The 24,919-nt window shown below is 73.8% G+C and carries 19 protein-coding genes; 11 read left to right on the top strand and 8 right to left on the bottom strand.

The window, feature by feature from the left end; translation table 11 throughout:
• Positions 1-4 precede the first annotated feature (4 nt).
• Together ABZ321_RS27290 and ABZ321_RS27285 are read left to right on the top strand one after the other, a co-directional pair.
• Positions 5-1,195 (top strand): M20 family metallopeptidase, encoded by a 1,191-nt coding sequence (locus tag ABZ321_RS27290; protein WP_354896211.1) that lies wholly within the window; start codon positions 5-7, stop codon positions 1,193-1,195.
• Positions 1,196-1,266: 71 nt separating this feature from the next.
• The gene (locus ABZ321_RS27285) at positions 1,267-2,493 is read left to right on the top strand and encodes an MFS transporter (RefSeq protein WP_354896208.1); all 1,227 of its coding nucleotides are present in this window, start codon (positions 1,267-1,269) and stop codon (positions 2,491-2,493) included.
• On the opposite strand, the gene ABZ321_RS27280 is transcribed toward ABZ321_RS27285, so the two are convergent.
• The 3 genes from ABZ321_RS27280 to ABZ321_RS27270 all read right to left on the bottom strand — a co-directional run bounded on the left by ABZ321_RS27280 (position 2,474) and on the right by ABZ321_RS27270 (position 7,577).
• Complete coding sequence (locus ABZ321_RS27280) at positions 2,474-3,967, bottom strand: hypothetical protein (RefSeq protein WP_354896205.1); 1,494 nt, start codon at positions 3,965-3,967, stop codon at positions 2,474-2,476. The two genes, ABZ321_RS27285 and ABZ321_RS27280, sit on opposite strands and share 20 nt — an antisense overlap.
• Before the next feature lie 307 nt (positions 3,968-4,274).
• Positions 4,275-6,320, bottom strand: a complete 2,046-nt coding sequence (locus ABZ321_RS27275; protein ID WP_354896203.1) for a hypothetical protein — start codon at positions 6,318-6,320, stop codon at positions 4,275-4,277.
• Between the two features lie 150 nt (positions 6,321-6,470).
• Positions 6,471-7,577 (bottom strand): hemerythrin domain-containing protein, encoded by a 1,107-nt coding sequence (locus tag ABZ321_RS27270; protein WP_354896200.1) that lies wholly within the window; start codon positions 7,575-7,577, stop codon positions 6,471-6,473.
• Between the two features lie 70 nt (positions 7,578-7,647).
• Here ABZ321_RS27270 and ABZ321_RS27265 point away from each other — a divergent pair, with 70 nt between their 5' ends.
• Positions 7,648-8,292 (top strand): helix-turn-helix domain-containing protein, encoded by a 645-nt coding sequence (locus ABZ321_RS27265; protein WP_344499526.1) that lies wholly within the window; start codon positions 7,648-7,650, stop codon positions 8,290-8,292.
• Here ABZ321_RS27265 and ABZ321_RS27260 read toward each other — a convergent pair.
• Complete coding sequence (locus ABZ321_RS27260) at positions 8,264-10,876, bottom strand: EAL domain-containing protein (RefSeq protein ID WP_354896196.1); 2,613 nt, start codon at positions 10,874-10,876, stop codon at positions 8,264-8,266. The genes ABZ321_RS27265 and ABZ321_RS27260 overlap by 29 nt on opposite strands.
• Positions 10,877-10,973: 97 nt before the next feature.
• Between ABZ321_RS27260 and ABZ321_RS27255 the strand changes: the two genes are divergently transcribed.
• The 4 genes from ABZ321_RS27255 (at position 10,974) to ABZ321_RS27240 (ending at position 14,667) form a co-directional block, all read left to right on the top strand.
• Positions 10,974-11,495: a SigE family RNA polymerase sigma factor gene (locus tag ABZ321_RS27255; RefSeq protein ID WP_344499528.1), complete on the top strand. Its 522-nt coding sequence runs from the start codon at positions 10,974-10,976 to the stop codon at positions 11,493-11,495.
• Positions 11,495-12,283 carry a hypothetical protein gene (locus ABZ321_RS27250; RefSeq protein WP_354896193.1) on the top strand — a complete coding sequence of 263 codons (789 nt, stop codon included), beginning with the start codon at positions 11,495-11,497 and terminating at the stop codon, positions 12,281-12,283. The genes ABZ321_RS27255 and ABZ321_RS27250 overlap by 1 nt, the downstream gene beginning before the upstream one ends.
• 66 nt (positions 12,284-12,349) lie before the next feature.
• Complete coding sequence (locus ABZ321_RS27245) at positions 12,350-13,426, top strand: DUF3500 domain-containing protein (RefSeq protein WP_354896190.1); 1,077 nt, start codon at positions 12,350-12,352, stop codon at positions 13,424-13,426.
• Entirely contained in the window at positions 13,423-14,667 is a 1,245-nt protein-coding gene (locus tag ABZ321_RS27240) for a HupE/UreJ family protein (protein WP_354896187.1), read from the top strand. Before ABZ321_RS27245 ends, ABZ321_RS27240 begins: the two co-directional genes overlap by 4 nt.
• A gap of 54 nt (positions 14,668-14,721) precedes the next feature.
• On the opposite strand, the gene ABZ321_RS27235 is transcribed toward ABZ321_RS27240, so the two are convergent.
• Genes ABZ321_RS27235 through ABZ321_RS27220 form a run of 4 tightly spaced genes read right to left on the bottom strand, consistent with a single transcriptional unit; the run spans position 14,722 to position 18,968 of the window.
• Complete coding sequence (locus tag ABZ321_RS27235; RefSeq protein WP_354896184.1) at positions 14,722-15,843, bottom strand: M20/M25/M40 family metallo-hydrolase; 1,122 nt, start codon at positions 15,841-15,843, stop codon at positions 14,722-14,724.
• A complete protein-coding gene (locus ABZ321_RS27230) occupies positions 15,840-16,385 on the bottom strand; it encodes a hypothetical protein (protein WP_354896182.1) in 546 nt (181 codons plus the stop codon). The genes ABZ321_RS27235 and ABZ321_RS27230 overlap by 4 nt, the downstream gene beginning before the upstream one ends.
• Positions 16,386-16,428: 43 nt before the next feature.
• Positions 16,429-17,241 (bottom strand): sulfurtransferase, encoded by an 813-nt coding sequence (locus ABZ321_RS27225; protein ID WP_354896179.1) that lies wholly within the window; start codon positions 17,239-17,241, stop codon positions 16,429-16,431.
• Positions 17,242-17,279: 38 nt separating this feature from the next.
• Complete coding sequence (locus ABZ321_RS27220; RefSeq protein WP_354896177.1) at positions 17,280-18,968, bottom strand: M4 family metallopeptidase; 1,689 nt, start codon at positions 18,966-18,968, stop codon at positions 17,280-17,282.
• Between the two features lie 143 nt (positions 18,969-19,111).
• Between ABZ321_RS27220 and ABZ321_RS27215 the strand changes: the two genes are divergently transcribed.
• Genes ABZ321_RS27215 through ABZ321_RS27200 form a run of 4 tightly spaced genes read left to right on the top strand, consistent with a single transcriptional unit; the run spans position 19,112 to position 24,698 of the window.
• Positions 19,112-20,389, top strand: coding sequence for a hypothetical protein (locus ABZ321_RS27215; protein ID WP_354896174.1), 1,278 nt, complete (start codon positions 19,112-19,114; stop codon positions 20,387-20,389).
• Positions 20,386-21,360, top strand: a complete 975-nt coding sequence (locus ABZ321_RS27210; RefSeq protein ID WP_354896172.1) for a glutamate ABC transporter substrate-binding protein — start codon at positions 20,386-20,388, stop codon at positions 21,358-21,360. The genes ABZ321_RS27215 and ABZ321_RS27210 overlap by 4 nt, the downstream gene beginning before the upstream one ends.
• Before the next feature lie 6 nt (positions 21,361-21,366).
• On the top strand, positions 21,367-22,491 hold the full coding sequence (locus ABZ321_RS27205; protein WP_344499543.1) for a hypothetical protein: 1,125 nt from the start codon (positions 21,367-21,369) through the stop codon (positions 22,489-22,491).
• On the top strand, positions 22,488-24,698 hold the full coding sequence (locus tag ABZ321_RS27200; protein WP_354896169.1) for a tetratricopeptide repeat protein: 2,211 nt from the start codon (positions 22,488-22,490) through the stop codon (positions 24,696-24,698). Before ABZ321_RS27205 ends, ABZ321_RS27200 begins: the two co-directional genes overlap by 4 nt.
• The last annotated feature ends 221 nt before the right edge of the window (positions 24,699-24,919 follow it).

The following is a 24,919-nucleotide window of genomic DNA, read 5'->3' as shown; positions in this document are numbered from 1 at the left end:
CGGGATGGGACTGCGTGACGACCTCATCGACCTGCGCCGTGATCTGCACCGGCACCCGGAGATCGGCCTCGACCTGCCGCGCACCCAGCGGAAGGTGCTCGCCGCGCTCGAAGGCCTGCCGCTGGAGGTGACGACCGGCACCGCGCTGTCGTCGGTCACGGCGGTGCTGCGCGGCGGCCGGCGTGGCGGTGCAGACAGTCCCGCGGTGCTGCTGCGCGGCGACATGGACGCCCTGCCGGTCACCGAGCTCGCCGATGTGCCGTTCGCCTCGGCGGTGCCGGGCGCCATGCACGCCTGCGGTCACGACCTGCACACCGCCGGGCTGGTCGGCGCGGCCCACCTGCTCGCCGGGCGCCGCGACGAGCTGGCCGGCGACGTCGTGTTCATGTTCCAGCCGGGGGAGGAGGGCTGCAACGGCGCCGGGCTGATGATCGACGAGGGGGTGCTGGACGCCGCCGGCTCCACCGTGGTCGCCGCGTACGGGCTGCACGTGCTGGCCACGGACTTCCCGCGCGGGGTGTTCGCGTGCCGGCCGGGTGCGCTGATGTCCGCCGCGGCGGGCCTCTACGTGCGGGTCGTCGGCGCGGGCGGGCACGGGTCGGCGCCGCACGACGCCCGCGACCCGATCCCGGCCGCGTGCGAGATGGTGACGGCGCTGCAGACGATGGTGGGGCGCCGGTTCAGCCCGTTCGAGCCGGTCGTGCTCACCGTCGGCGAGTTCCACGCGGGCACGCTGCGCAACGTCATCCCCGACGAGGCGGTGTTCTCCGCGACGGTACGGACGTTCAGCGCCGCCGCCGCTGAGCAGATCGCCCGGGACTCGGTGCGGCTGTGCGAGGGCATCGCGGCGGCGCACGGGCTGCGCGCAGAGGTGCGGTTCGAGCCGGAGTACCCGGTGACGGTCAACGACGACACGGAGGCGGCGTTCGTGGCGAGCACGGTCCGCGACGTGTTCGGGGCCGACCGGTTCCAGCACATGGAGCACCCGGACCCGGGCTCCGAGGACTTCTCCCGCGTCCTGCAGCGGGTCCCCGGTGCCTACCTGTTCCTCGGCGCGGCGGGCGGCGACGACCACACCGTCATGCCCAACAACCACTCGCCGCGCGCGGTCTTCGACGACAGCGTCCTGCACGACGGCGCCGTCCTGCTCGCCGAGCTGGCCCGCCGCCGCCTGACCCCGGAGCCAGGCGCCTGACGCAGGGGCCCGGCGCCTGACCCAGGGGCTCGGGCTAGAAAACCGTACGTACGTCTTGTTAGAGTCCCGGCGTGCTACCCGAACCCGGACCCGTGCGCCTGCTCGCCGGCGCCACCCTCATCAACACGTTCGGCAACGGCGTGTCGATGGCGTCGGTGGCGCTGTTCCTGACCCGGTCCGTCGGACTGAGCGTGCGGGAGACCGGCCTCGCGCTGACCGTGACCGCCCTGGTGTGCCTCGTGTCGAGCGCGCCGATGGGGTACGTCGCGGACCGCCGCGGACCGCGTGGCGTCCTGCTCGCCGGCCTCCTCGTGCTGTGCGCGGGCTCGGCGGCGCTGGTGACGGTGCAGGACTTCTGGACGTACCTGCTGGTCGGGGTGCCGATGGCGGTCGGCGACGCGGCGCAGCGGGCGGCCAAGGGCGCGGTCATCGCCGGCGCGGTGCCCGCCGACCGGCGCGTCTACACCCGCGCCTACCTGCGCTCCGTCACCAACGCGGGCATCGCGGCCGGCGCCGCGGTGGCCGGCATCGGGCTCGCCGTGGACACCCGGCAGGCGTACCTCACGCTGATCGCCATCGACGCGGTTACCTACGGCGGCGCCGCGCTCGTGCTGCGCCGCCTCGCCCCGGTGCCGGCCGCGCCCAAGCGGCAGGAGGGTCCCCGGCTGGTCGCGCTGCGGGACCGGCCGTTCCTGGCGTTCGTGGTCCTGGACGGGTTGATGGCCACGCACTTCGGGCTGTTCGAGGTCGCGCTGCCGCTGTGGATCGCGCACCGCACCGACGCGCCGCGCTGGCTGATCGCGGTGCTGTTCGGCATCAACACGACGGCCGTCGTGCTCTTCCAGGTCCGGGCCGCCCGCGGCACCGAGGAGCTGCCCGGCGCGGCCCGCGCCTCGCGACGAGCTGGGCTGGCGCTGTTCGCCGCGTGCGGGCTGTTCGCGTTGAGCGGCGGCGTGAGCATGCCGGTGACCGTGGCGCTGCTGGTCCTCGGGTCGATGGTGCACGTCGCCGCGGAGCTGTGGCACTCGGCCGCCGGGTGGGGCATCTCGTTCGGGCTCGCGCCGCCGGACGCGCACGGCCAGTACCAGGGCGCCTATGCGATGGGCATGCAGCTGGGCCAGATGCTCGCGCCCTTCGTGGTGACGACCCTCGCCGTCGGCTGGGGCGCGCCGGGCTGGCTGCTGCTGGGCGCGGCGTTCGCGGTCATCGGCAGCCTGGTCCCGCCGGTCGTCACGTGGGCCCGCGCGTCAGCCGCGGCGCACGGGCCCACGCCGGCGGTCAGCTCGCGAACGCCTTGACCTCGAGCAGGCCGACCGAGCTGGTGCCGTTGGACTGCAGCACGACCCGCAACCGGGCGGTGCTGACCTGCGTGAACGTCACCGTGATGTACGCGTTGGCCGTCACCGGGTAGCCGCTGGCGCCGGGCACGTCGGCGTACGCGCTGCCGGTCCAGTACTGCAGCTTCCAGCTCGACGGCACGTCGATGCCCTGGTTGTCGTCGAACAGGTACACCTGCGCGCGCTTGAGCGTCTGGTTCGTGCTCCAGGTGAGCTCCGCCCACTGCTGGCCGCTGTTCGGCCACGTGCCCCAGCGCGGGTTCACGGTGTCGTTGGACGACGGCGGGTCGATGCCGTCGTTGATCGCCGCGACCGACTCCCACGCCGACGTGTACGACGCGGACGCCGTCGCCGACCGGGCCAGGTTGCTGTCCTGCGGCGGCGGGTTGCTGCCGCCGCCCTTGATGAGGAACAGGTTGTCGGCGACGTTGTAGTACTGCGCCAGGTACGAGCCCGCCGGCGGGTTGGTGTGGTAGTAGTCGTCGTGGTTGCAGTCGAGCCGGTCGTCGTGGGACCGGTTCGTGCACACCGTGCGGATGACGACGTCGTCGCCGTCCTTGTAGCACATGACGTCCCACTCGTCGGTGCAGTGCCCGTAGCCGGACGCGTTCGGCGCGTTGTTGTTGACGGCGCCGAGCGTGTGTCCGAGCTCGTGCGCGGCGACGCCGGCCGACCAGCAGCCGTTGTCCGCCCGCGCGTACTCCGGTCCGGTGTTGGACCGGTTCGCGTCGCTCTTGCGCGTGTCGCCGGCCAGCCCGCCGATGCCGCAGTACACGTTGGCGTCGACGAACTGCAGGTACTTGCGGTCCGTCCGGTTGTAGCCGGCCGCCTTGACCGCGTTGAGCAGCGGCGCCCAGTCGTTGGCGTTCAGCGCCGAGTCGGCGATCTTCACGTCCCGCACGACCGGCCGGCACGCGCCGTTGACGGTCTCGGTGACGTACCGGACGTGCCGCTCGCCGCCCGTCTCCTTGGCGCTCTCGTTGAAGATCGTGTCGACGCCCTCGGCGAGGGTGCGGAACGTCTCGAGATACTGCGTGTACCGGCTGGTCGAGCCGTGGATGTACAGCACCTCGACCCGTCGCCCGCTCGTGCCGTCACCTTCGCAGACCGCGAGCGACTGCACGGCGGCCGCGGCCTTGGCCGTGCCGGCGAGGGCGGGCACGGGCGTCTTCACCGACAGCCCGGCCGGGGCGGCGTCCGGGCCGTGCGTGCACATGATCGGGCTGGTGCCTTTGACCTCGAGCAGCCCGGCGCCGCACGGCCCCGCGGCCCGCCGCTGCAGCCCGTCGTAGACAAGCCCTTTGGCGGCGTCGTTCTTCGGCAGGCCGGCGCTGCTCTCACCGGCGGACGCCGTGCCCATGAAGGCACCGGTCACGGCCAGGCCGAGCGCCGCGACGGCCGCGACGACCAGGCGGGTGGTTCGTTTTCGGGGCATGATTCGGACTCCCTGTCACAAGGGTGGGGGCGGGGCCGATGCGCATCGACGAAATCCTTTTCGGCACCCTGGCAGGACGAATCGCCCCGCGTCAATCCTTGTGACAGGATGTGCGGAGATTTAAGGTTCTCTACAACTCCCGAAACCTTTTCGCCGCCCCGACCCTCTGAAACTTTCCCCACCCGCCGCGACCCCGTCGCGTCCCGCGGGACCGTAGCTCAGAGGGCCGTGATCGAGTAGCGGATCCGGCTGTCATGGCGACCGGATCCGCTACTCGATCAAGCTGGGCGGCGAAGATCAGCAAGGGCTACCAGGCGATCGCCTGTTCCCACATTCGTACGTAAGCCTCGGCGCCGGACAGGAGTTGCTGGCGGAGCAGTGTGCTGTCGGGGCCGGCGCGCTGGATGAGGTCGGTGGTCCAGTCGGCGAAGAGGCCGTACTGCGCGGCGCCGTCGGTGTTGACGTCGAAGGTCCGCGAGCCGAAGACCTGCTTGCTGACCGTGGTGCCGTTCGGGGCGGTGAACGGGTAGATCAGCGGGGCGGATGAAGCGTCCGGGCGGGGGTTCGCCTGGTCGCCGAGGCCGTTGACGTCGGTGCCGTAGCCGTAGCCGGTGATGGCGTTGCCGTGCGGGGCGGCGCGGTTGGCACGCCACTCGCTCAGGAACTCCGGCACCGAGTTGGCGTAGGTGGCCACGAAGCCGCCGAGCGCGAGAATCCGGTCGATCATGGTCGGGTCGGACCAGCTGTGCACCGAGGTCACGCCCGGGTAGTGGGCGGCCGCGGCCATGTCGAGCACGGCCTGGGCGGTCTTCACGCTCATGTGGTCGACGTGGATGATCATGCCGCGTTCCATCATCCGCTGGATGAGGTAGCGGCCGAGGCTGGTCAGGCCGCGGGTGTTGCAGATCTTGCCGCTGGGGTAGACCGGCAGCACGGTGCCGGGCGGCAGGCTCAGCACCCCGAAGCTCAGCAGCCGGACGAGGTCGTCCTGCACGAGGGGCTGCTCGTTGTCGGACGGGCCGGTGCAGCTGGTCGCGGTCCACCAGTGGCCGGTGGACAGCAGGTTGCCGACGTTGACGAACGCCCCGGTGAGGCCCGCGTCGAAGCGGGTGCCGCCGAAGGCGTTGTCGAACTTGTGGATCGGGTACAGGCCGGAGACGCCGATCGCCTGCAGCTCGTCGAGACCGGCGTCGATCTGGGCGGTGGTGCACTGCGGGACGTCGTTGCTCTCGCGGCAGCCGAAGATCTCGGAGTTCTCGACGCCGATCGTGACGGCCAGCTTGCCCTGCGCGGCGATGCTGCGCACCTGGGCGGGCGTGGTCGCGATGCGGAACCAGCCCTTGCCGGCGCCGCCGTTCTGCGCGTCGATGTAGTCCTGCATCGAGTACAGGTAGCGGGACTGGACCCGGATCTGGTCCATCTCGTCGCAGGGGGTGTCGCGGAACGGGAAGAGCTCGCAGATCGACCGGTTCGCGACCAGCAGCGCGTTGAGCACCCGCTGGCCGGCCCGCCAGGACCGTTCGATGCCACGGTAGTACGACTGCTCGTGCAGCAGCGAGTTGTGCTGCGGCCAGTCGCCGAACGTCGGCCAGCCGTCCTCGGGTGAGTTCGCCGCGTCGGTGCCGCCGACGATGGCCTCGAAGAGCGCGCCGACGTTGAGGCTGCGGTGCGTGTCGCAGCCGGCGAGCGCGACCTGCACGCCGCCGGACGCCCACGCCTCGCCGCAGTGCATCTGCCCGCCGAACGCCGCGGCGGCCGTGATGTGGGCGTGCGCGTCGATCGTGCCGACGAGCCTGCCGCTGCCGTCGACGCCGGGCGCGGCGGTGCCGGTGACGCCCGGGTCGATGTCGGGCGGGGTGAAGCAGCCCGTCGCGGTCGCGAGGGCCACGGTGTACGACGTGCCGGCCGCGCCGAGGCTCCACAGGAACGAGCCCATGGTCTGGCCGGTGGCCGTGGCGGTGAACCGGTAGCGGTCGCCGGCCTTGGTGACGGTGAAGTCGGCCCGGTCCCCGTAGGAGTCGCCGGCCATGATGAAGCTGACGACGCTCTGGTACGCGGGCTTGCCGTCGGAGCCGAACAGCTCGTACCGGCCGAGCTGGGTGGCCTCCAGCCGGAACGGCGTGGCGCCGGAGGCGGAGGACGTGAAGCCGTACCCGGCTCCGCTGCGCACGACGTAGCCGGTCGCGCTGGAGCCGTTGAAGACCCGCAGCGTGGCGCAGGTGCCGTCGAGCGCGTCGGCGTTGGCGGTGATCGCGGCGGCGGAGGCCGGTGGTGCGGCCGCGACCAGTGCGGCCGCGACGGAGACGAGCAGTGTGGTGAGGAAGGCGGTCGGATGGCGTAGCGACAGGGACATAAGGCGGTGCCCCTTCATGCGTGCCGGAACGCGCGCTCCGGCGGCCGGTGTGAAGTCAGACCAGCGTCCGATAGGCAGCGGTCACTGTCAACAGGAAGCGAGAATCTTTCGGTTTTCCTGCCGCTGGGCCGCCGGTGCGCGGTACGGGCGTCAAACGCCGGCGGGGGAGTGGGTGGACAGGTCGGCGCGGATGCGGTCCAGCGTCGTGGCCATGGCCTTCGGCATCGAGCGGTCCCGGCCCGTGACCCGCTCGTAGAGGAGCATGCCGCGGCCCGCGCTGAGCGCCATCGTCTGCATGAGCCGGGTGCCGCCGGGCACGGGGGAGAGCTGGAAGCGCCAGGTGGTGCTGTCGAAGAAGGGGGCGCGCCACAGGGTGCGGAACGCGAACTCCTCGCCGGGCTTCGCGGTGGTCACCACGCACTCGCGGGTCCAGCGGGCGATGCCGTGGCGGCTCGACCCGCTGAAGCGGGCGCCGATCGCGGGGCCGGTCGCGGCGTCGTCCCACTCGCTGCGGTAGCACTCCGGGCTCCAGCGGCCCATGCGCGTGACGTCGGAGATCGCGGCGTACACGGCCTCGGGGCCGACCGGGATGACGACCTCCGCGCGGGCCGTCAGCGCGATGTCGGGGTTCGCCGGCGCGAGGTCGCCGTACGCGTCCTGGAGGCGGCGGGTGTACCGGCCGCGGGTGAGCCGCAGGATCATCCGCAGTGGGGCGCTGCGCAGCACGGGCCGGGCCAGCTCGGCGTCCGCGGTCATCACCCACGGCACGGCGAAGCCCATCCTGATCGGCAGCGCCTTGCGCATGGCCTTCTCCATGGCCGCGTGCCGCTTCGGGCTGATGCGCTCGGCGACGATCGGCACGACGACCGCCTCCTCCTCGGCGAGGTGCGGGGTCATCAGGTCCCGCAGCCGCACCGCGGCGTCGGCGAGGTCGGCGGCGCCGCCCGGGCCCTCCTGCAGGGCGGCCCGGATGGTGTCCATCAGGGGGTCCAGCTCGCCGTGGTCGTCGCTGAGCGCGTCCAGCTCCGCGGACGGTCCGACCGCCTCGCGCAGCATCGGCCACAGGAACCGGTCCTCGCCGACGTGGTGGTGGTGGATCATGTCGATCACGTCGCCGATGTGGGCGCGCAGCGCGGTGAGCTGGCGTGGGCCGGGCCGTCGCCGGCCGGCGGCGAAGTCTTGCGCGAATGTGGCGAGCCGGTCGAGCTCGACCCGGATCGCGGCGTGCATCAACAGGTATCCGGACTGGTCTGTCATCGTGTTCGCTCCTCGGTTATATTCGGTACAGCCACACTGTATTCGAGCCAGCAGGTATGGAGTCAATATCGTGGACACGACACAGAGCCGGGCGTACCGCTCACCGCGGCGCCAGGCGCAGGCCGAGGCGACCCGGGCCGCGATCGTGCGCGCCGCCGGGCGGCTGTTCGCCGAGCGTGGCTACGCCGGCACCACGATGCAGGCGATCGCCGACGAGGCCGGCGTCGCCGTCGAGTCGGTCTACAAGGCCGGCTCCAAGGCGCAGCTGCTGCGCCGCGCCCACGAGGAGGCGGTGGCCGGCGACGACCGGCCGATCGCCCTGTACGACCGGGACGAGGTGCGCGCCGCGCTCGCCGTCGACGACCAGCGGGAGCTGATCCAGGCGTTCGCCCGCACCGTCGCGGACCGGGCGCAGACGCTGACCCCGATCAGCCGGGCCTTCGTCCAGGCCGCCGGCGCCGACCCGGCGATCAACGAGACGTGGGAGGAGCTGGAGGAACAGCGCCTCACCGACATGCGCCGGCTCGTGGAGTCCGTCGCCGCGCTCGGTCCGCTGCGCGACGGGCTGAGCGTCGAGCACGGCGGCACGCTGCTGTGGACGGTGCTCAACCATCAGTCCGGCTGGCTGGTCGCGCACCATCTGCGCTGGGACGACAAGCAGGTCGCCGACTGGATGGCGGAGCTCGTCACCTGCCTGCTGCTCCCAGCCGCATAGGCAGCAGCGCGTCGAGCTCCGCGGCCGGCACGGCCTTGGAGAAGTGGAAGCCCTGACCGACCTCGCAGCCCAGGCGGTGCAGCTCCGCGGCCTGTTCGGCGTGCTCGATGCCCTCGGCGACCACGCCGAGCCCCAGCGCGGCGGCCAGGTCGAGGATCGCCCGCGCCAGCGCGGACTGCTCGGCGCCGGCCGCGACCCCGTCCACGAACGGCTTCGGGATCTTCAGGACGTCGATCGGGAAGTCGTGCAGGCGGGACAGCGACGAGTAGCCGGTGCCGAAGTCGTCGACGGCCAGCTGCACGCCGAGGGCCTTCAGCTCGCCGAGGCGGTGCTGGGCGACCTCCGCGTCCTCCTGCAGCAGCGACTCCGTGATCTCCAGCGTGAGCAGGTGCGGCGCCAGCCCCGACCGGGCGAGCGTCTGCTGCACGTACAGGACGACCGCGGGATCCTGGACCTGCCGCGGCGACAGGTTGACGCTGATCTTCAGCCCGGGCCACGCGGCCGCCTGGCGGCAGGCGGCCTCCAGGACCGTGTAACCGAGCGGCAGGATCAGCCCGCTCTCCTCGGCGAGGGGGATGAACCGGTCCGGCGGGATGAACCCGTGTCGCGGATGCGGCCAGCGTACGAGCGCCTCGGCGCCCACGATCGCACCGTCGGACAGGTCGACGAACGGCTGGTAGTACACCTGCAGCTCGTGCCGCTCGACGGCGCCGCGCAGGTCGTCGGCGAGGTCGAGCTTCTCCAGCAGGCCCGCGTGCATGCTCGGGGCGAAGTAGGCGAACCGGTTGCGCCCCTGCCGTTTCGCCATGTGCATCGCCACGTCGGCGTTGCGCAGCAGCTCGTCGGCGTCGGGGAGCCGGTCGGGGTCGGGCAGCGCGATGCCGACGCTCGCCTGCGGCTGGATCTCCCGGCCGCCGATCGACAGCGGCTGGCGCAGCGTGGCGAGGATCCGTTCGGCGACCCGGGCGGCCTCGGCGGCGTCGTCGAGGTGCTCCAGCAGCATCGCGAACTCGTCGCCGCCGAGGCGGGCGGCGGTGTCGGCGGAGCGCAGGCACGTGCGCAGCCGGTCGCCGACGGACCGCAGCAGGGCGTCACCGGCCGAGCGGCCCAGGGAGTCGTTGACGGTCTTGAAGTCGTCGAGGTCCACGACGAGGACGGCGATGTGCTGGTACGGGGTCCCGCGCCGCTCCAGCGCGTGGTGCACCCGGTCGGCGAGCAGGGCACGGTTGGCCAGGCCGGTCAGCTCGTCGTGGAACGCCCGGTGGGTGAGCTGCTCCTCCAGGGCCTTGCGTTCGGTGATGTCGCGGGTGGTCAGCAGGTAGCCGCTGACGTCGGCGTCGTCGACGACCCGGCCCACGGTCTCGGTCACGATGTACTGCCCGCTGGCGCGCTGCAGCCGGCACTCGATGGGCCCGACCCGGCCGTTCTCGTCGCCGTCGTTGCCGAGCAGGACCAGGACCCGCTGCCGGTCGTCAGGGTGGACGAGGTCGGTCAGCGACGTGCCGAGCAGCGCTTCAGGATGGTGATCCAGCAGTGAGCGCACCGACGGCGTCACGTACTGGATGGTCGCGTCCCGGCCGCAGATCGACAGCACGTCGGTGACCTGCTCGGTGAGCCGCTGGAACCGGTCCTCGGCGCGCTGCCGCTGGACGTCGCGCAGCGCCGCCATCAGGTCCGCCATGCGGATCAGGATCAGCACGAAGAGCACGCACGACGCGGCCAGGAACACCGCCAGCTCCGCCACCGCCGCCGACTCGACCGTGATCACGGCCGGGATGAGCAGGGCGGCGACCGCGAGCAGCACCGCGAAGCGGCCGCTGGTCAGCCGGGCCGGCCCCGGCGCCACGGGCTCGTCGAGCCGGCGCATGTCCGGGTGCAGGGCGGCGCAGCCGATCCCGAGGTAGAACACGATCCAGCCGGCGTCGACCCAGCTGCCGGCGTGGAACTGGTCCCGCAGCGACTGCCACGCGAAGATCGCGTCGAAGCTCAGCAGCGTGAGGATGCTGCCGAGCAGCAGCCAGAACGGCGCCCCGCGGGCGGTCCGGCCGCTGCCGAGCCGGGCCAGGACCGCCAGCACCAGCCCGTCGCCGAGCGGGTACGCCACCTGCGTGGCCCGCTCCAGCATCGTGCCGCCGATGGCGTCGTCGAGATACGGGCCGATCAGGAACACCCAGGTCAGCAGCGACATGCCGACGGTGACGATCGCCGCGTCGAGCAGCGCGGCGCGGTCACCGCCAGGGCTGCGCCGCCGGACCAGGATCACCAGGGCCGCGGCGAGCATCGGGTACAGCGCCAGGTAGCACATGTCGGCGAGCGACGGCCCGGCCGGCTGCCGGTGCTCGACCAGCTGCGGCCAGTAGAACAGCGCCGCCCCGACGGCGTACAGCGCCAGCCCGGCGGCCGCGAGCACCCATGGCAGCGGCCGCGCCGGGCGGTGCCGGGCCACACCGGCCGCCACCGCGACCGCCGACGACGCCGAGATCACCGTCCACAGCACCGCCCGCAGCGGCGAGTCGGGCGTGAGGTAGTACGCCGCACTGAGCGTCACAACCACGCACGCGTACGCCCGGACCAGCACGGACACCCCCTCTCCCACCCAATTGATCGGCCGCCGCGGGGCCGGGTTTACGAAGTCGCACCAACGCGGCAACCCGGAACGCCGCGCCGCCCGTCCCACAGGGGTGAAGACGTCGGACGAAGCAGAGTTCCGCGACTACGCGGGGCCACGGATGGCCACCTGGCGCCGGACCGCGTTCCTGCTGTGCCGCGACTGGCACCTCGCGGACGACCTCGTGGCGACGGTGCTGGACAAGCTGTTCCGGCAGTGGCACCGCCGGGACTCGATCCACAGCCTCGACGCCTACGTCGGCGGCATGCTCGCCCGCGCCGTCGTCGACGAGCACCGCCGCCCGTGGCGGCGCGAGGTGCCCGGCGACGACCTTCCGGCACCCGACCCGCCACGGCACGCCGACGCGACCGTCGAGCGGCTGACCCTCGACACCTACCTGGCGCAGCTCGGCCCGCGGCGGCGGGCCGTGCTGGTGCTGCGCTTCTACTGCGACCTCTCCGTCGAGGAGACCGCCGAGATCCTCGGCGTCTCCGTCGGCACCGTGAAGAGCCAGACCGCCCGCGGCCTGGAGACCCTGCGCGCCCTCGCCGCGCCACCGACCCCGACCCCGGTCCCGACCGTCAGGCAGGCATGATGAGCCACCAGCAGCTGTTCGACACCGTCCTCAGCGACGAGCCCCCGGCCCGCGACACCCTCGACACGCTCGTGCGCCGCTCCCGGCGCCGGGTCCGGCACCGCCGCCTCGCGACCGCCGGCGGCGGGGTGGCCCTCGCCGCGTTCGCCGCCGCGCTGATCCTGCCGGGGGCGGCGCCACCGGCCCTGACCGGCGCCCCGCCGAACACGTTTCCGACCGCGCCGGAGCAGACGGCGAGCGGCCTGCTCGGGCTGAAACCGGTCGAGCCCCTCGAGTCCGCCGTCGAGCGGCTCGCCGGGACGGTCCCGGTGGTGGTGGCGCAGGTCGTCCCGGGGGCGCGGGTCGTCGGGCGCCCCACCGTGGAGCGGCGGGTGGTGCCGGCCGCCGCCGACTCGCTCGAGGAGACCTACGCGTACGTGGTGACCGCCGACGTGACCGCCGGCGGCGTGACGGGCGCGCTGCGGATCACCATGGTGCGGCAGTACGCGGCGTCGGTGACCACCTCGTGCCACCCTGCCCGCACGATCACCGTCAAGCCGGACCTGCTGCCGCCGTACACGGCGTACGCGTGCATCCCGGAGGACGGGGTTCCGTCGTACACGACGGAGACCCACCGCGACGAGCGGCCCGGCATGATCCGCAACGTGGCGCGGCAGGAACGCGGCGACGGCAGCACCGTCGAGGTGTCCGTCAGCAACGAGCCGTCGCTGACCGGCAACCCGCCCCTGACCGGCGAGCAGGCCGTCGAGATCGCCCGCGACCCGAGGCTCACCCTGTACCCCGCCTGACCCGGTCGGGTGGACACGGCCGCCACATCACCGGCGTGTCCGGACAAAACGGGCATACTCGTCGCTGTGCAGAGACGCTGGACCCTGCTCGCCTGCGCGCTGCTGCTGCTGACCGCGGCGGCGTGCGGCGGGGCGGACGACACGGACACCGCGGGCGGCCTGCCGGCGAGCGCCGGCGGGTCGCAGGTGTGCGTCCCGTCGGCGGTCACGCCGTCGGCGGCCCCGTCAGGCGCGGCGGCCACCCCGGCCGTGGCCGAGGTGCAGGCGTTCCTGGGGACGCTCACCGAGTCGCAGCGGACCCAGGCCCTGCACGACGACGTCCTGGACGCGAAGCGGTGCAGCTGGTCCAGCCGGCCCGACGGCGAGTTCACCGGGCGCACCGGCCTGCGGCTCGGTGACCTCGGCGACGCGCAGCAGGCGGCCGCGCTCGCCGCGCTGCGCGGCGTCCTGTCCGCCGGCGGCTACGCCAAGGTGCTGCGGCTGATGGACGCCGAGGACGGAGGGCGCGACGGCTTCCACATCGCGCTGTTCGGCCAGCCGTCCGGGACGCAGCGGTGGACGCTGCAGTTCGGCGGCCCGCACCTCGCGGTGCACGTGACGACGGGCGGCGGCACGGTCAGCGTCTCGCCGTACTTCAGCAGCGCGCCGCCGGCGGCCACCACCGCCAGCGGCAGGGCGGACAAGCCGTCGGCGCGCCGATCGCCGTCGCGGGAGCCGAGCCCGGACGTGTTCGCGCTGTTCAAGTCGCTCACGATCGAGCAGCAGGCCGGTGCCAGGCTGCCCGGCACCTACGACGACGTCGTCATGGGACCCGGCGCCGACACCGGCTATCCGGTGCGGGCGGGCCTGCCGTACCCGAGACTCGACGCCGGACAGCAGGCCATGGTGCGGGCCGTCATCAAGGGCCTGGTCGGGGATGCCGCCGCCGAGCTGGCGCAGCCGCTGCTCGACCTGTACGCGACGCAGCTGGACCAGACCACGATCGGCTACGCCGGCACGGCCGACCCGAGGAGCGAGAACGCGTACTTCCGCATCGACGGCCCGCGGCTGTGGCTGGAGTGGGCAAGCACGCCCGCGGGCGGGCTGCATCAGCACGCCCTGTACCGCGACAAGCAGCTCGACTACGGCACGGGTGCCGGATGATCCGCCGCCTCCTGCAGGCCGCCGCGCTCGCGGCCGTCATCCTCGTCCTCCAGGCGTTCCTGCCGGCGTCCGCGCACGCGCACGACCCCGGCACGACGCTGCTCTCCGTCGGGTCCTCGGGCGACACCGACCTGGAGATCACGGCGCAGATCCCGCTGTCGCGGATCGACCTGGCCTACCACACCCGGCTCGACTCCGACCCGGCCCCGGCCGTGCGGGCATCCGCGAACTGGCTGGCCACCGTGGTCCGCGACCGGGTCCGGCTCACCGCCGCGGACGGCGCCACCTGGCCGGTCACCGTCGACGACGTCGCCGCGGACCGGCAGCGCGGCCTCAACACCGCCCGGGTCCGGCTCACCGCCGCGCTGCCCGCCGCCGCCACCCGGGCCCGCTCCGCCGAGCTGCGGTGGGACGTGGTGACGGACGTCGTCTACTCGCACAAGGTCCTCGTCACCGCCGACGGGCGGACCTCGCTGCTCACCCACCAGACCCCGGTCGTGCGGCTCGCCGTGCCCGCCCCGCCACCGGCGTCCGTGCCGGCGGCGTCGATGCTGCACGCCGGCTTCGAACACTTCCGGCAGGGCGCCGACCATCTGCTGTTCCTGTGCGTGATCGCCCTCGCGGCCGCCCGCCGCTCGCTGCGCCGCGCCCGGCTGTGGGCCAGGGTCACGCTCATGGCCGGGATCACCGCCATGTTCACCGCCGGGCACTCCGTGAGCCTCGCGCTCGCCTCGCTCGGCTGGGTGTCGCTGCCCACCCGGGTCGTGGACGCGGGCATCGCGCTCACCATCGTCGTGGCCGCCGCCCACGCGGTGCGCCCGGCCCTGTCGGCGCGCACCGAGCTGGCCCTGACCGCCGCCTTCGGGCTCGTCCATGGTCTGGGGTTCGCCGGTACGTTGCAGCGCCTCGCCCTGACCGGCACCGACCTCATCCTGCCGCTGCTCAGCTTCAACCTCGGCCTGGAGGCGGCGCAGCTGCTCGCGCTGGCGCTCATCGCCGTGCCGATCGCCGTGCTGGCCCGCTCCCCGGCGGTGTCGGTGACCCTGGCCGCGTCGGCCGCGGCGGTGGCCACCGGCTGGGTCGTGGAGCGGGCGTTCGACCTGACGAACCCGGTCCAGCCGCTCACCGGCATGCTGCTCGGCACCCCGGAACGCCTGGCCAGCGCCCTCTTCGCCGCCACCGCCGTCCTGCTGATCGCCAGGGCGACCCGCCCGGAGGATGCCCCGCGCGAGCTTCCGTGATCCGGAAGACTTCTGGTCGCCAGAACGACAAGAAGTCTTCCGGATCATGCGGGGTCAGGACGCGAGGCGGTGCAGCAGGAGCGCCGTCATCGCCCGGACGCCGACGCCGATGGCGCGCTCGTCCGCGGTGAAGTCGAGCGCGTGCGGCACGCCCTGCTCGCCGACGCCGAGGTAGAACATCGTGCCGGGCATCCGGTGCAGGAATAGCGCGAAGTCCTCCCCGCTGAACGGCCACGCGGCGTGCATCGTCATGACCGCGTCGACGCCCGGCTGCTCGCGCAGGTGCGCCGCCGCCGCCTCGGTCAGCTCGGGCGAGCAGACCATGGCGGGGAACGGCGGCTCGGGGAACGTGATCCGCGCGCCCGCCTCCGTGGCCAGCCGCCGCAGGTCGTCGCGCAGCTCGGGGTGGCGCTCCTCGGGCCAGGCCCGCACCCAGACGTCGGCGGTGACCGGGTCCGCGTCCGCCGCCAGCTGCGACCCGGTCAGGACGAACCGGGCCAGCGGCCCGTCCGGGGTCTGCAGCGCGGCCAGCAGCTCGACGAAATCCGCGTCGGACTCGGGGCGCCGTACCGTCGACATCGCGGCGATCCGGTCCAGCAGCGCGCGTCCCGCGTCGGCGCCGGGCAGCTCCAGGTGGCACACGTCGAGCCCGGAAAGCCCGGCGCCGGGCATGGCGGCGAACACGCCGACCGGCAGGGGCCCGCAGTGCAGCGCGTACGCCTCCTCCGGCAGGTGCGGCTCCAGGACCCCGTCGTCGAGCATCGCTCTGGCGCCCTCCAGGGTCTCCTCCGCCGGCTGGAACACCACCACGACCCGCCCCGCGAACCGGTCCCGCAGCCCGGCCAGGACCTCGGCCACGCCGACCCCGACCACGGTGTGCACGTCGTGCCCGCAGATGTGCGCGCCGGCAGTGCCCTGCTCGACCGCCACGGCGTCCATGTCCGCCCGGTACAGCAGCGTCCGCCCCTCCCGTGCGCCTTCGACCACGGCGACGACGCCGTGCCCGCCGACCCCGGTCCGCACGTCCAGGCCGGCGGCGCGCAGCCGCTCGGCCACCAGCCCGGCCGTCCGCCGCTCCTCACCCGCCAGCTCCGGCCACCGGTGGATGTCCCGCCGCAGCCCGATCAGCGCCTCGTCCAGCGTCGCCGCCACCGCGTCGATCCGCGCGCCCGTCATCGCTGCGCCTGGGCGATCACGCCGCGGACGTACTCGGGCTGGGAGACGTGCCACAGGACGATCGGGCGCGGACGGCGGCGACGGCGGTTGACGTTGACGCCGGCCTCGTTGAATGCGTCCGTGAGGCCCGGGAACTCGCCGAACGCGATGCTGCCCGTGCCGCCGCGGGGGCGGTCCCGCACGACCGGCGGGGCGAGGGTGCTCAGATACGCCTCCGTGCGGCGCGTGAACGGCCGCCGCGACACCTCGACGACGCGGCGGTCCGTCACCGTGTACGTGGTGGAGCGCAGCCGCAGCGCCCGCACCACCAGGCGACCGGCGACGAGATACAGCCCGTACAGGATGAACGGGATGCCCCAGAGCACGAAGAACCCCGGCGCCCCGCCCCGCATCGCGGTCCGCTCCCAGAACACGGCGAAGCCCAGGAAGAACAGCGACATCGGCACGAGGAACAGGTCGGACCGGTCGAACAGCGGGTGGTGCTGCGGTTCACCGGTCCACAGGATCCGCTCGCCGGCGTTGAGCGTGATGTCAGCGGTCACGCGGGCATTGTCCGTCAGGTCCGGCCGGCGCGATGTCCCCCGGTCACGGGCCGGTGGCCACCGGACGGTCGGGGTCGGCGATCCATTCACTCCACGATCCCGCGTACAGGCGCGGCGTGAACCCGGCCAGTTCGAGGGCGAGGACCTCGTGGGCGGCGGTCACCCCGGAGCCGCAGTAGGCCGCGACCGGCCGGTCGCCGGTGACGCCCAGCGCCACGAACCGGTCCCGCAGTTGTGCCGGCGGCAGGAACAGCCCGTCGGGGTCGCTGTTGTCGAACGTCGGCGCCGAGACCGCGCCCGGGATGTGGCCGGCGACCCGGTCGAGCGGCTCGACCTCGCCGCGGAACCGGGGCCCGAGCCGCGCGTCGAGCAGGACGCCGCCCTTGAGGAAGTCCGGCACCTCGTCGACGGTCAGCAGGTCGTCGCGGGCGTCGCCGGCGGTGAAGTCGCCGGGCGGGACCGGCACGGGGTCGCCGGACCCGGTCGGTCGGCCGGCCCGGATCCACGCGGCGATGCCGCCGTCGAGGACCCGGACGTCGTCGTGGCCCCAGTGCCGCAGCATCCACCACAGCCGGGCCGCCACCGACGCGTCCCGGTCGTCGTAGACGACCACGGAGGCGCCGGAGTCCACGCCGAGCCGCCGCATCGCCGCCTGGAACGCCGCGGCGGTCGGCAGCGGGTGCCGGCCGCCGGAGCCGGGCGGTGCGGCGAGGTCGGTGTCGAGGTCGACGAACCGGGCGCCCGGCAGGTGCGCGGCCCGGTAGCGCTCCAGCGCCGGAGGCGGCTGCGGGGTCCACCGCGCGTCGAGCAGCAGGACGCCGTCCCCGACATCCTCAACCTGAACGAGTGGACCCATCAGACCGACCTCCGACGTGTAGCGACCAGAAGGTGATCCTATGCGCAGGCGGCGTCGGTGCCGGCCACGTTGACCGCCGTCCACGCCAGCTGCACCGCCTTGTACTCCGCGCCGCAGCTGCCGTACAGGTCGGCGGCGGCCTGGAGGGTGTAGGCGCGGGCGGTGTTGCCGGGGTTCTCGGTGCTGACGTAGCTGGTGTTGGAGATGAAGTACACGTCCAGCGCCCGGTACCAGATCTTCTCCGCCTTGGCCCGGCCGATGCCGGTGACGGCGCCCGCGTTGCCGCAGATCGGCGACGTGCCGAAGGCGGTCTTGCCGGTGCCCTCGGCGAGGTTGAAGTAGAAGTGGTTGCCCACGCCCGAGGACAGGTGCGGGTCGACGTTCGGGGTCTCGGCGGACCAGCAGCTGTGCGACCTGCCGTCCAGCGCCGGGTCGAACATGTAGCGCAGCGGCGTGCCGTTGCCGAAGATGTCGATCTTCTCGCCGATCAGGTAGTCGCCGGGGTCGGCGGGGTTGGCGGCGTAGAACTCGACCATGTTGCCGAAGATGTCGCTGGTCGCCTCGTTGAGCCCGCCGGATTCGCCGGTGTAGGTGAGGTCGCCGGAGACGCTCTTCTCGGTGATGCCGTGGCTCATCTCGTGCCCGGCGATGTCCAGCTGGACCAGCGGATGAGCGTTGCCGCGGCCGTCGCCGTAGGTCATCCGGCCCTTGTCCCAGAACGCGTTGACGTACTCGTCGCCGAAGTGCACCCGCGACGGCACCCCGCGGCCGTTGTTGTTGATGCCGCGGCGGCCGTGGACGGTCTTGAAGTAGTCGTAGGTGGTCGCGGCGCCGTAGGCGGCGTCGACGGCGGCCGAGGCCGGGTCGTCGTTCGTGCCGGTGCCCCAGGTGTTGTCGGCGTCGGTGAAGAGCTTGCAGCTGCCGTTCTCGTCCTCCTGGTGCGCCATGTCGCAGACGGTGCCGCGGCCGCGCGTGGTGTCGGTGAGCCGGAACGTGGTGCCGAACCGCTGGGTGTCGATGCTGACCTTGCCGCTGTACAGGCTGTTGCCGGTGCCGGCGATCGTCTCGACCTCGTCCCAGGAGCGGACGACCCCGCCGGTGTGGGCGTCGGTGAGCACGTGCAGCCGCGACGGGGTCTGCCCGTCCTTGGCGACGCCCTCGACGACGCTCTCCCAGGTCAGCCGGCCGGTGCCGGTCGACGCGTCGACCAGCAGGCGGGGCGCGCCGGCGCCGGCGACCTTGCCGGTGAAGTGTGCCTTCGCCGCGGCCAGGGCGTCGGTGGCGGAGATCTTCGGCGTGACGTCGACCTGCAGCGGCTTGACGAGGCTGTTGGAGGCGCCCTTGTACGTGCCGCCGGGGCCGGTGTGCACGACGATGTCGCCGCCGTAGACGCGCAGCCCGCGGTAGGTGCGGGTGAACCGGACGTGGGAGCCGCCGCCGGCGCCGTCGACGCGGCTGCCGTAGAACGCGAACCGGTCCTCCGGCGTGGCCCGGACGTCGCCGCCGTGCGTGTCGAGGGCCTTGCGGGCCGGCGCGGCGGCGGGGTCCGCGGCCTCGGCCTGGGACGGGTCGACCGACGGCTCCGGGGAGGCCTCCTGCGACTCGTCGGAGGAGGCAGCGGCGCCGGAGGCGCCGGCGGACGGGGTGGACTGCGATGTAGGTGTGCATCCGGCCACCGCGACGGCGGAGACCGCCGCGACGACCGTGAGGAAATGGCGAACAGACATGGGATACAGAACGCAGGTTTCACATTGCCGGTTCGGCCGGGCGCAGGTCTTTGGCACGAAGCCGGGAGTTGCGTCGGGCACCTGTCGGATGGTTGACGCCGCCCGATATGTTCGTGGGCATCATCGAGACGGGGAGATGTGTGTTGGCAACCGCGCGGCGTCGACTCATCCGCCGGGCCGCCACGAGCCCGGGCCGGCTCACCACGCTGACCGCCGCCGTGGTCGTGCTCGCCGTCGCGTTCGGGCTGGCCGGGGTGCTCACCATGCGGGCCGGGGTGGGTCTGGTCAGCGACGTGACCGACCGCAGCGGGCCGCTCAGCCTGCAGGCGCAGGACATCTACCGGTCGCTGTCAGACGCCGACGCGACCGCCGCCAGCGCGTTCCTCGCCAACGGCGTCGAGCCGGCGGAGCTGCGCAAGCGGTACCTCGACGACATCGCCAGGGCGTCGTCGGCGCTGACGGCCGCGCTGCACAACGCCGAGGGGCGCAGCGCGGCGGCGCTCGGCGTCCTGGTCCGGCAGATCCCGGTCTACACCGGCCTGGTCGAGTCGGCTCGCACGTACAACCGGCAGGGCATCCCGCTCGGCGGCGCCTACCTGCGGGAGGCGTCGGCGCTGATGCGGCAGACGATCCTGCCGGCCGCCCAGGACCTGTTCCGGGCCGAGGCCGCGCGCCTCGGCGACGCGCAGCGGGCCGTCGCCCGGTGGCCGTGGACGGTGACCCTGCTCGGGTTGGCGCTGCTGGGCGTGCTGCTGCTGACCCAGCTGTACGTGACGCGCCTGACCAACCGGCGGCTCAACCGCGGCATGGTCCTCGCCACGGTCGCCGCCCTCGTCGCGTGCGGCTGGCTCGCGGTCGCCTCCGCGGGCGCGGCCGGCCACATCAGCGAGGGCCGCGACGCCGGGTCCGAGCAGGTCGGGTTGCTCGCCGAGGCGAGGATCACGGCGCTGCAGGCCCGCGCCGACGAGGGGCTGACGCTGATCGCCCGCGGCGACGGCAAGGCGTTCGAGCAAGACTTCACCGCCATGATGGAGCGGCTGGCCGGGCAGGACGGCCTTCTGCAGCGGGCGCGTGACCAGGCGCCCGACGCGGCGGCCCGGTCCGCGGTGGAGGCCGCGCAGCGGCACGCCGCCGACTGGCTGGCCATCCACCGGCAGGTCCGCTCGCTCGACGACGGCAGCCGGCACGCCGAGGCGGTCACCCTGGCTACCTCCGGCGACGCCAGCGCGGCCGCCGCGGCCGGCCGGCTCGACGCGGCCCTCGCCGAGGGGATCGCCGGCAGCGGGCGGCACTTCGACCGGGAGGCGGCCGGCGCCGGGGACGCGCTCGGCGGCGCCGACGTGGCCGTCGCGCTGCTCGCCCTCGCCGTCGCGGCGGCCGCCGCGTTCGGCCTGAACCAGCGGATCGCGGAGTACCGATGAAGAAGCTCGCCGTGGCGGCCGCCGCCGTGCTCGTCCTCGCCGGCTGCGGGCAGACCCCGGCGGCGCCGCAGGCCGACAGCTCGGCCGCCGCGGCGGTGCCCCGGCCGCTGAACGTGCAGGACCCGGCCGTGCCGCCGTCGCCGCCGGCCACGCCGCCGCCGGCGTGCGACCCGCGGGCCAGCCTCCGGCCGCCGGCGACACTGCCCGCGCCCGGGAAGATGCCGGCCGGCTCGGCCATGGCGACGATCGCCGCGCGGGGCCGGCTGATCGTCGGCATCGACCAGAACGCGTACCTCACCAGCTACCGCGACCCGGTCACCGGCCAGGTCGTCGGCTTCGAGATCGACATCGCCCGGGAGATCGCCCGCGCGCTGCTCGGCGACCCCGACGCGATCCAGTGGCGGGCGATCACCACCGCCGACCGGATCCCGGTCCTGCAGCGGCGCGAGGTCGACATGGTCATCCGCACGATGACCGCCACCTGCGAGCGGATGCAGCAGGTCGCGTTCTCCACCGAGTACCTGACGTCCGGGCAGCGGCTGCTGGTCAACCGCGGCTCCGGCATCAAGGACTTCGCCGACCTCGGCGGCCGCAAGGTGTGCGCGACGCGGGGCAGCACCAGCATCGTCACGATCATGAAGCAGCCGTCGAAGCCGGTCGCCGTCGCCACCGACAGCACCCTCGACTGCCTGGTCATGCTGCAGCAGGGGCAGGTCGACGCGGTGTCCACCGTGGACGTGCTGCTGCTCGGCCTCGCCGCGCAGGACCCTGGCACCGAGGTCGTCGGCGCCCGGATCAGCGACGAGCCGTCCGGTGTCGCGATGCCGCTGGAAACGCCCGACCTGGTCCGCTTCGTCAACGGCGTCCTGGACCGCATCCGGGCCAACGGCACCTGGACCACCATCTACAGCACCTGGTTCGCCAAGTACGGCCCGGTGCCGTCGCCGCCGCCCGCGAAGTACGTGGACTGACCGACCATGGTCACCGCCACCGACCGCGCCGTCGCCGACCTGACTGCCGCGCACGACCGGCTCGCGGCCGCGCTGTACACCGTGGACACCCACCCGGCGCAGGTGCTGCGCGACGTGCCGTTGCACGGCGCCACCGCCGCCGCGTGGCCCGGCGCCGACGTCGCCCGGCTGTGGTCCGGGTTCGTCGCCGTCCGCGACGTCCTGGAGCAGCTGCGGGCGCTCAAGGGGCGCTCCCGCGACGTCGCCACCGCCCGCATCCTCACCACACCCGTCGCCACCGACCCGCTCGACGGCCTGCCCTCACTGCCGCCGGCCGCCCTCCTCGCCGACCTCGAACAGCGGTGTGCCGGGACGGTCGCGGTCCTCGACCGCATCGAGGCGGCCCGCACGGCGCTCACCGGCCGGATCATCGAGCTCGACACGGCCCTCGAGGCGGCCGTCGCCGCGCACCACCGGGTCGGCGCCGACCACACCCCGACCACCGGACCGCTCCAGCAGCGGCTGCGGCAGGTGTACGGCGCCGCGCTCGGCGACCCGCTCACGATCGACGAGCCGGCCTGGACGGCGCTGCGCGACGACCTCACCGCCGTGGTCCGGCGGCTCGCCGACCTCGCCGCGCTGCGCACCGCGCTGCCGGCCCGGCTGACCCGGCTCGACACGCTCCTGGACGCGCTCACCGCCGCCGAGCAGCGGGCGCGCCAGGCGTACGCGGCCGCGGCCGAGAAGATCGCCGACCCCGGCCTGCCGGACCCGCCGGACGTCCACGACCGGTTCGCCGGCGAGGTCGCCGCCGCCGTCCGCGCCACCGACGCGCTCGACCTGGACGGCTGGCCGGCCCTCGACCGGCGGCTCACCGCCCTCGACCGCGACCTGACCGCCGCCGTCACCGCCGCCGAGGACCGGGCCACCGCGGCGACCGGCCTGCTCGACCGGCGCCTCGAGCTCCGCGGCAGGCTCGAGGCGTACCGGGCGAAGGCGGTCCGCCTCGACCGCGTCGAGGACCCCGCGCTGATGTCGCGGTATCAGGCCGCCCGCGACCTGCTGTGGACCGCGCCCTGCGACCTGCGGGCGGCGACCAGGGCCGTGTTCGCCTACCAGCAAGCGCTGTCCACCGAAGGGACCACGACATGAGGTGTACGCGTGCCGGCTGCCCGGGCTCGTACGACGAGGACGGCTACTGCGACGAGTGCGGCCACAAGCAGGCCGGTGTCACGGCTCCCGTCACAGCTCCCGTCACAGAGGCCTCGACGCCTTCCGCGCCGAGCTCGTCGTCGGGCCGCACGACCGGCCGCGGGCGGGGCGCGCCGGTCCTGGCCGCGCTGCCCGTCGTGCCGCGCCGCGACCCCGCCGCCGCGGTGCTGCCCGACCCGCAGGTGCCGGAGCACCGCCGGTTCTGCGGCAACTGCGAGCAGCCCGTCGGCCGCGCCCGCGGCGACCGGCCCGGCCTCGTCGAAGGCTTCTGCACGAACTGTCGCACCCAGTACAGCTTCCGGCCGTCGCTCCCGCCGGGCGCGGTCGTCGCGGGCCGCTACGAGGTGCTCGGCGCCATCGCGTACGGCGGCCTCGGCTGGATCTACCTCGCCCGCGACCGCAACGTCGGCGACGAGGTCAGCGACCGCTGGGTCGTGCTGAAGGGCCTCATCGACTCCGGCGACCCCGACGCCACCGCGGCCGCGATCACCGAACGCCGCTTCCTGGTCGAGGTCGACCATCCGTCGATCGTGAAGATCTACGACTTCGTGTCGCACCCCGACCCGCGCAGCGGCGACCGCGTCGGCTACATCGTCATGGAGTACGTCGGCGGCCTCTCGCTGCGCGACATCTTCCTCGCCCGCCCGGTGACCGGCGGGGTCCGCCAGCCGCTGCCGCTGCCGCAGGTCATCGCCTACGCGTGCGAGATCCTGCCGGCGCTGGGTTACCTGCACGAGCGGGAGCTGCTGTACTGCGACTTCAAGCCCGACAACGCGCTGCACACCGACCAGCGGGTCAAGCTCGTCGACCTCGGCGCCGTGCGACGCGTCGACGACGACGTCAGCGCCGTGTGGGGCACGGTCGGCTACCAGGCGCCGGAGGTCGCCACCGCGGGCCCGTCCGTCGCCTCCGACCTCTACACCGTGGCCCGGGCGATGGCGGTGCTCAGCTTCGACTTCCGCGGCTTCACCACCACGTTCGTCGACCGCCTCCCCGACCCGGCGACGGTGCCGTTGCTGTCGCAGCAGGAGTCGTATCACCGGCTGCTGCTGCGCGCCACGGACCCCGAGCCGGGCCGCCGGTTCGGCTCCGCCGCGGAGATGGCCGAGCAGCTCACCGGCGTCCTGCGGCAGGTACTCAGCGCCGCCGACGGCCAGCCCCGCCCGGCGGTGTCGAGCCAGTTCACCGGCGAACGCAAGGCCTTCGGCACCGCGGCGGGCGTCGTCACGGCGGTCTCGACGTCCGGCGACGGGCTCGACGGCGCCGAGGTCGTCGCGGCCCTGCCCGTCCCGACCGTCGACCCCGCCGACCCGGGGGCGGCGCTGCTCGCCACGATGCAGACCGCCGATCCCGAGATGCTGCAGGCGGCCCTGGCCTCCGCCGGCGCCGACGGGGTCGAGGTCGCCCTCGCCGTGGTCCGCGCCCGCATCGCCGCCGGCGACCTCGCCGGGGCCGCCGCCGACCTTGACACGATCACCGACGCGATCACCGACGCCGACTGGCGGGTCGACTGGTACCGCGGCATGGCCGCCCTCGCCGGCGGCCGTCCCGCGGACGCCAGGGCCGCGTTCGACGCCGTCTACGCCGCGCTGCCCGGCGAGCTCGCCCCGCAGCTGGCGCTCGCCGCCGCCGCGGAGGCCGGCGGCGACACCGACACCGCCCTGCGGCTGTACGCGGCGGTCTGGCGCACCGACCACGCCTTCGTCAGCGCCGCGTTCGGGGTCGCCCGGATCCTCGCCGACCGCGACGACCTGGCGGGCGCGGTCGCGATCCTCGACGCGGTCCCGGACAGCTCCAGCCACAGCGTGCCGGCACAGGTCGCCGCGGTCCGGGCACGCCTCGCCGCCCCGGCCGACCGGCTCGCGGAGGCCGACCTGCTCGACGTCTCGGGCCGGGTCGAACGCCTCGGCCTCGACGTCGAGCGCCGCGCCCGCCTCACCGTCGAGGCGCTGCGCGCCGCGCTCACCTGGGTCCAGGCCGGCAACGCGGGCACCGCCGCCGTGCTGACCCACCGGCTGTCGGAGCGGGACCTGCGCCTGGGCTTGGAGCGCGCCTTCCGCGTCCTGGCGAAGGTCGCCCCCGACCGGGATACCCGCATCGACCTCGTCGACCAGGCCAACCGCGTCCGCCCCCGGACGTGGCTGTGACCGCCCCCTGCCCGTCGTGCGCCACGCCCACCGCCGCTGGCGACCGCTTCTGCGAATCCTGCGGCACCCCACTGAGCACACCCCCCACCCCCAACACATCCGCTGGCCGGCCGGATGCGCTGTCTGATCCTGCCGTCACCCCCACAGACGCCGGCCGATCGGATGCGCCGGCTGATCCTGCCGCCATCCCCACAGACGCTGATCAATTTGACCTACGACAC

The organism is Dactylosporangium sp. NPDC006015, assembly GCF_040614215.1.
In the GTDB taxonomy this organism is placed as follows: domain Bacteria; phylum Actinomycetota; class Actinomycetes; order Mycobacteriales; family Micromonosporaceae; genus Dactylosporangium; species Dactylosporangium maewongense.
The sequence above is the reverse complement of the archived record's forward strand: the minus strand, read 5'-3'. Positions and strand labels throughout refer to the sequence as shown.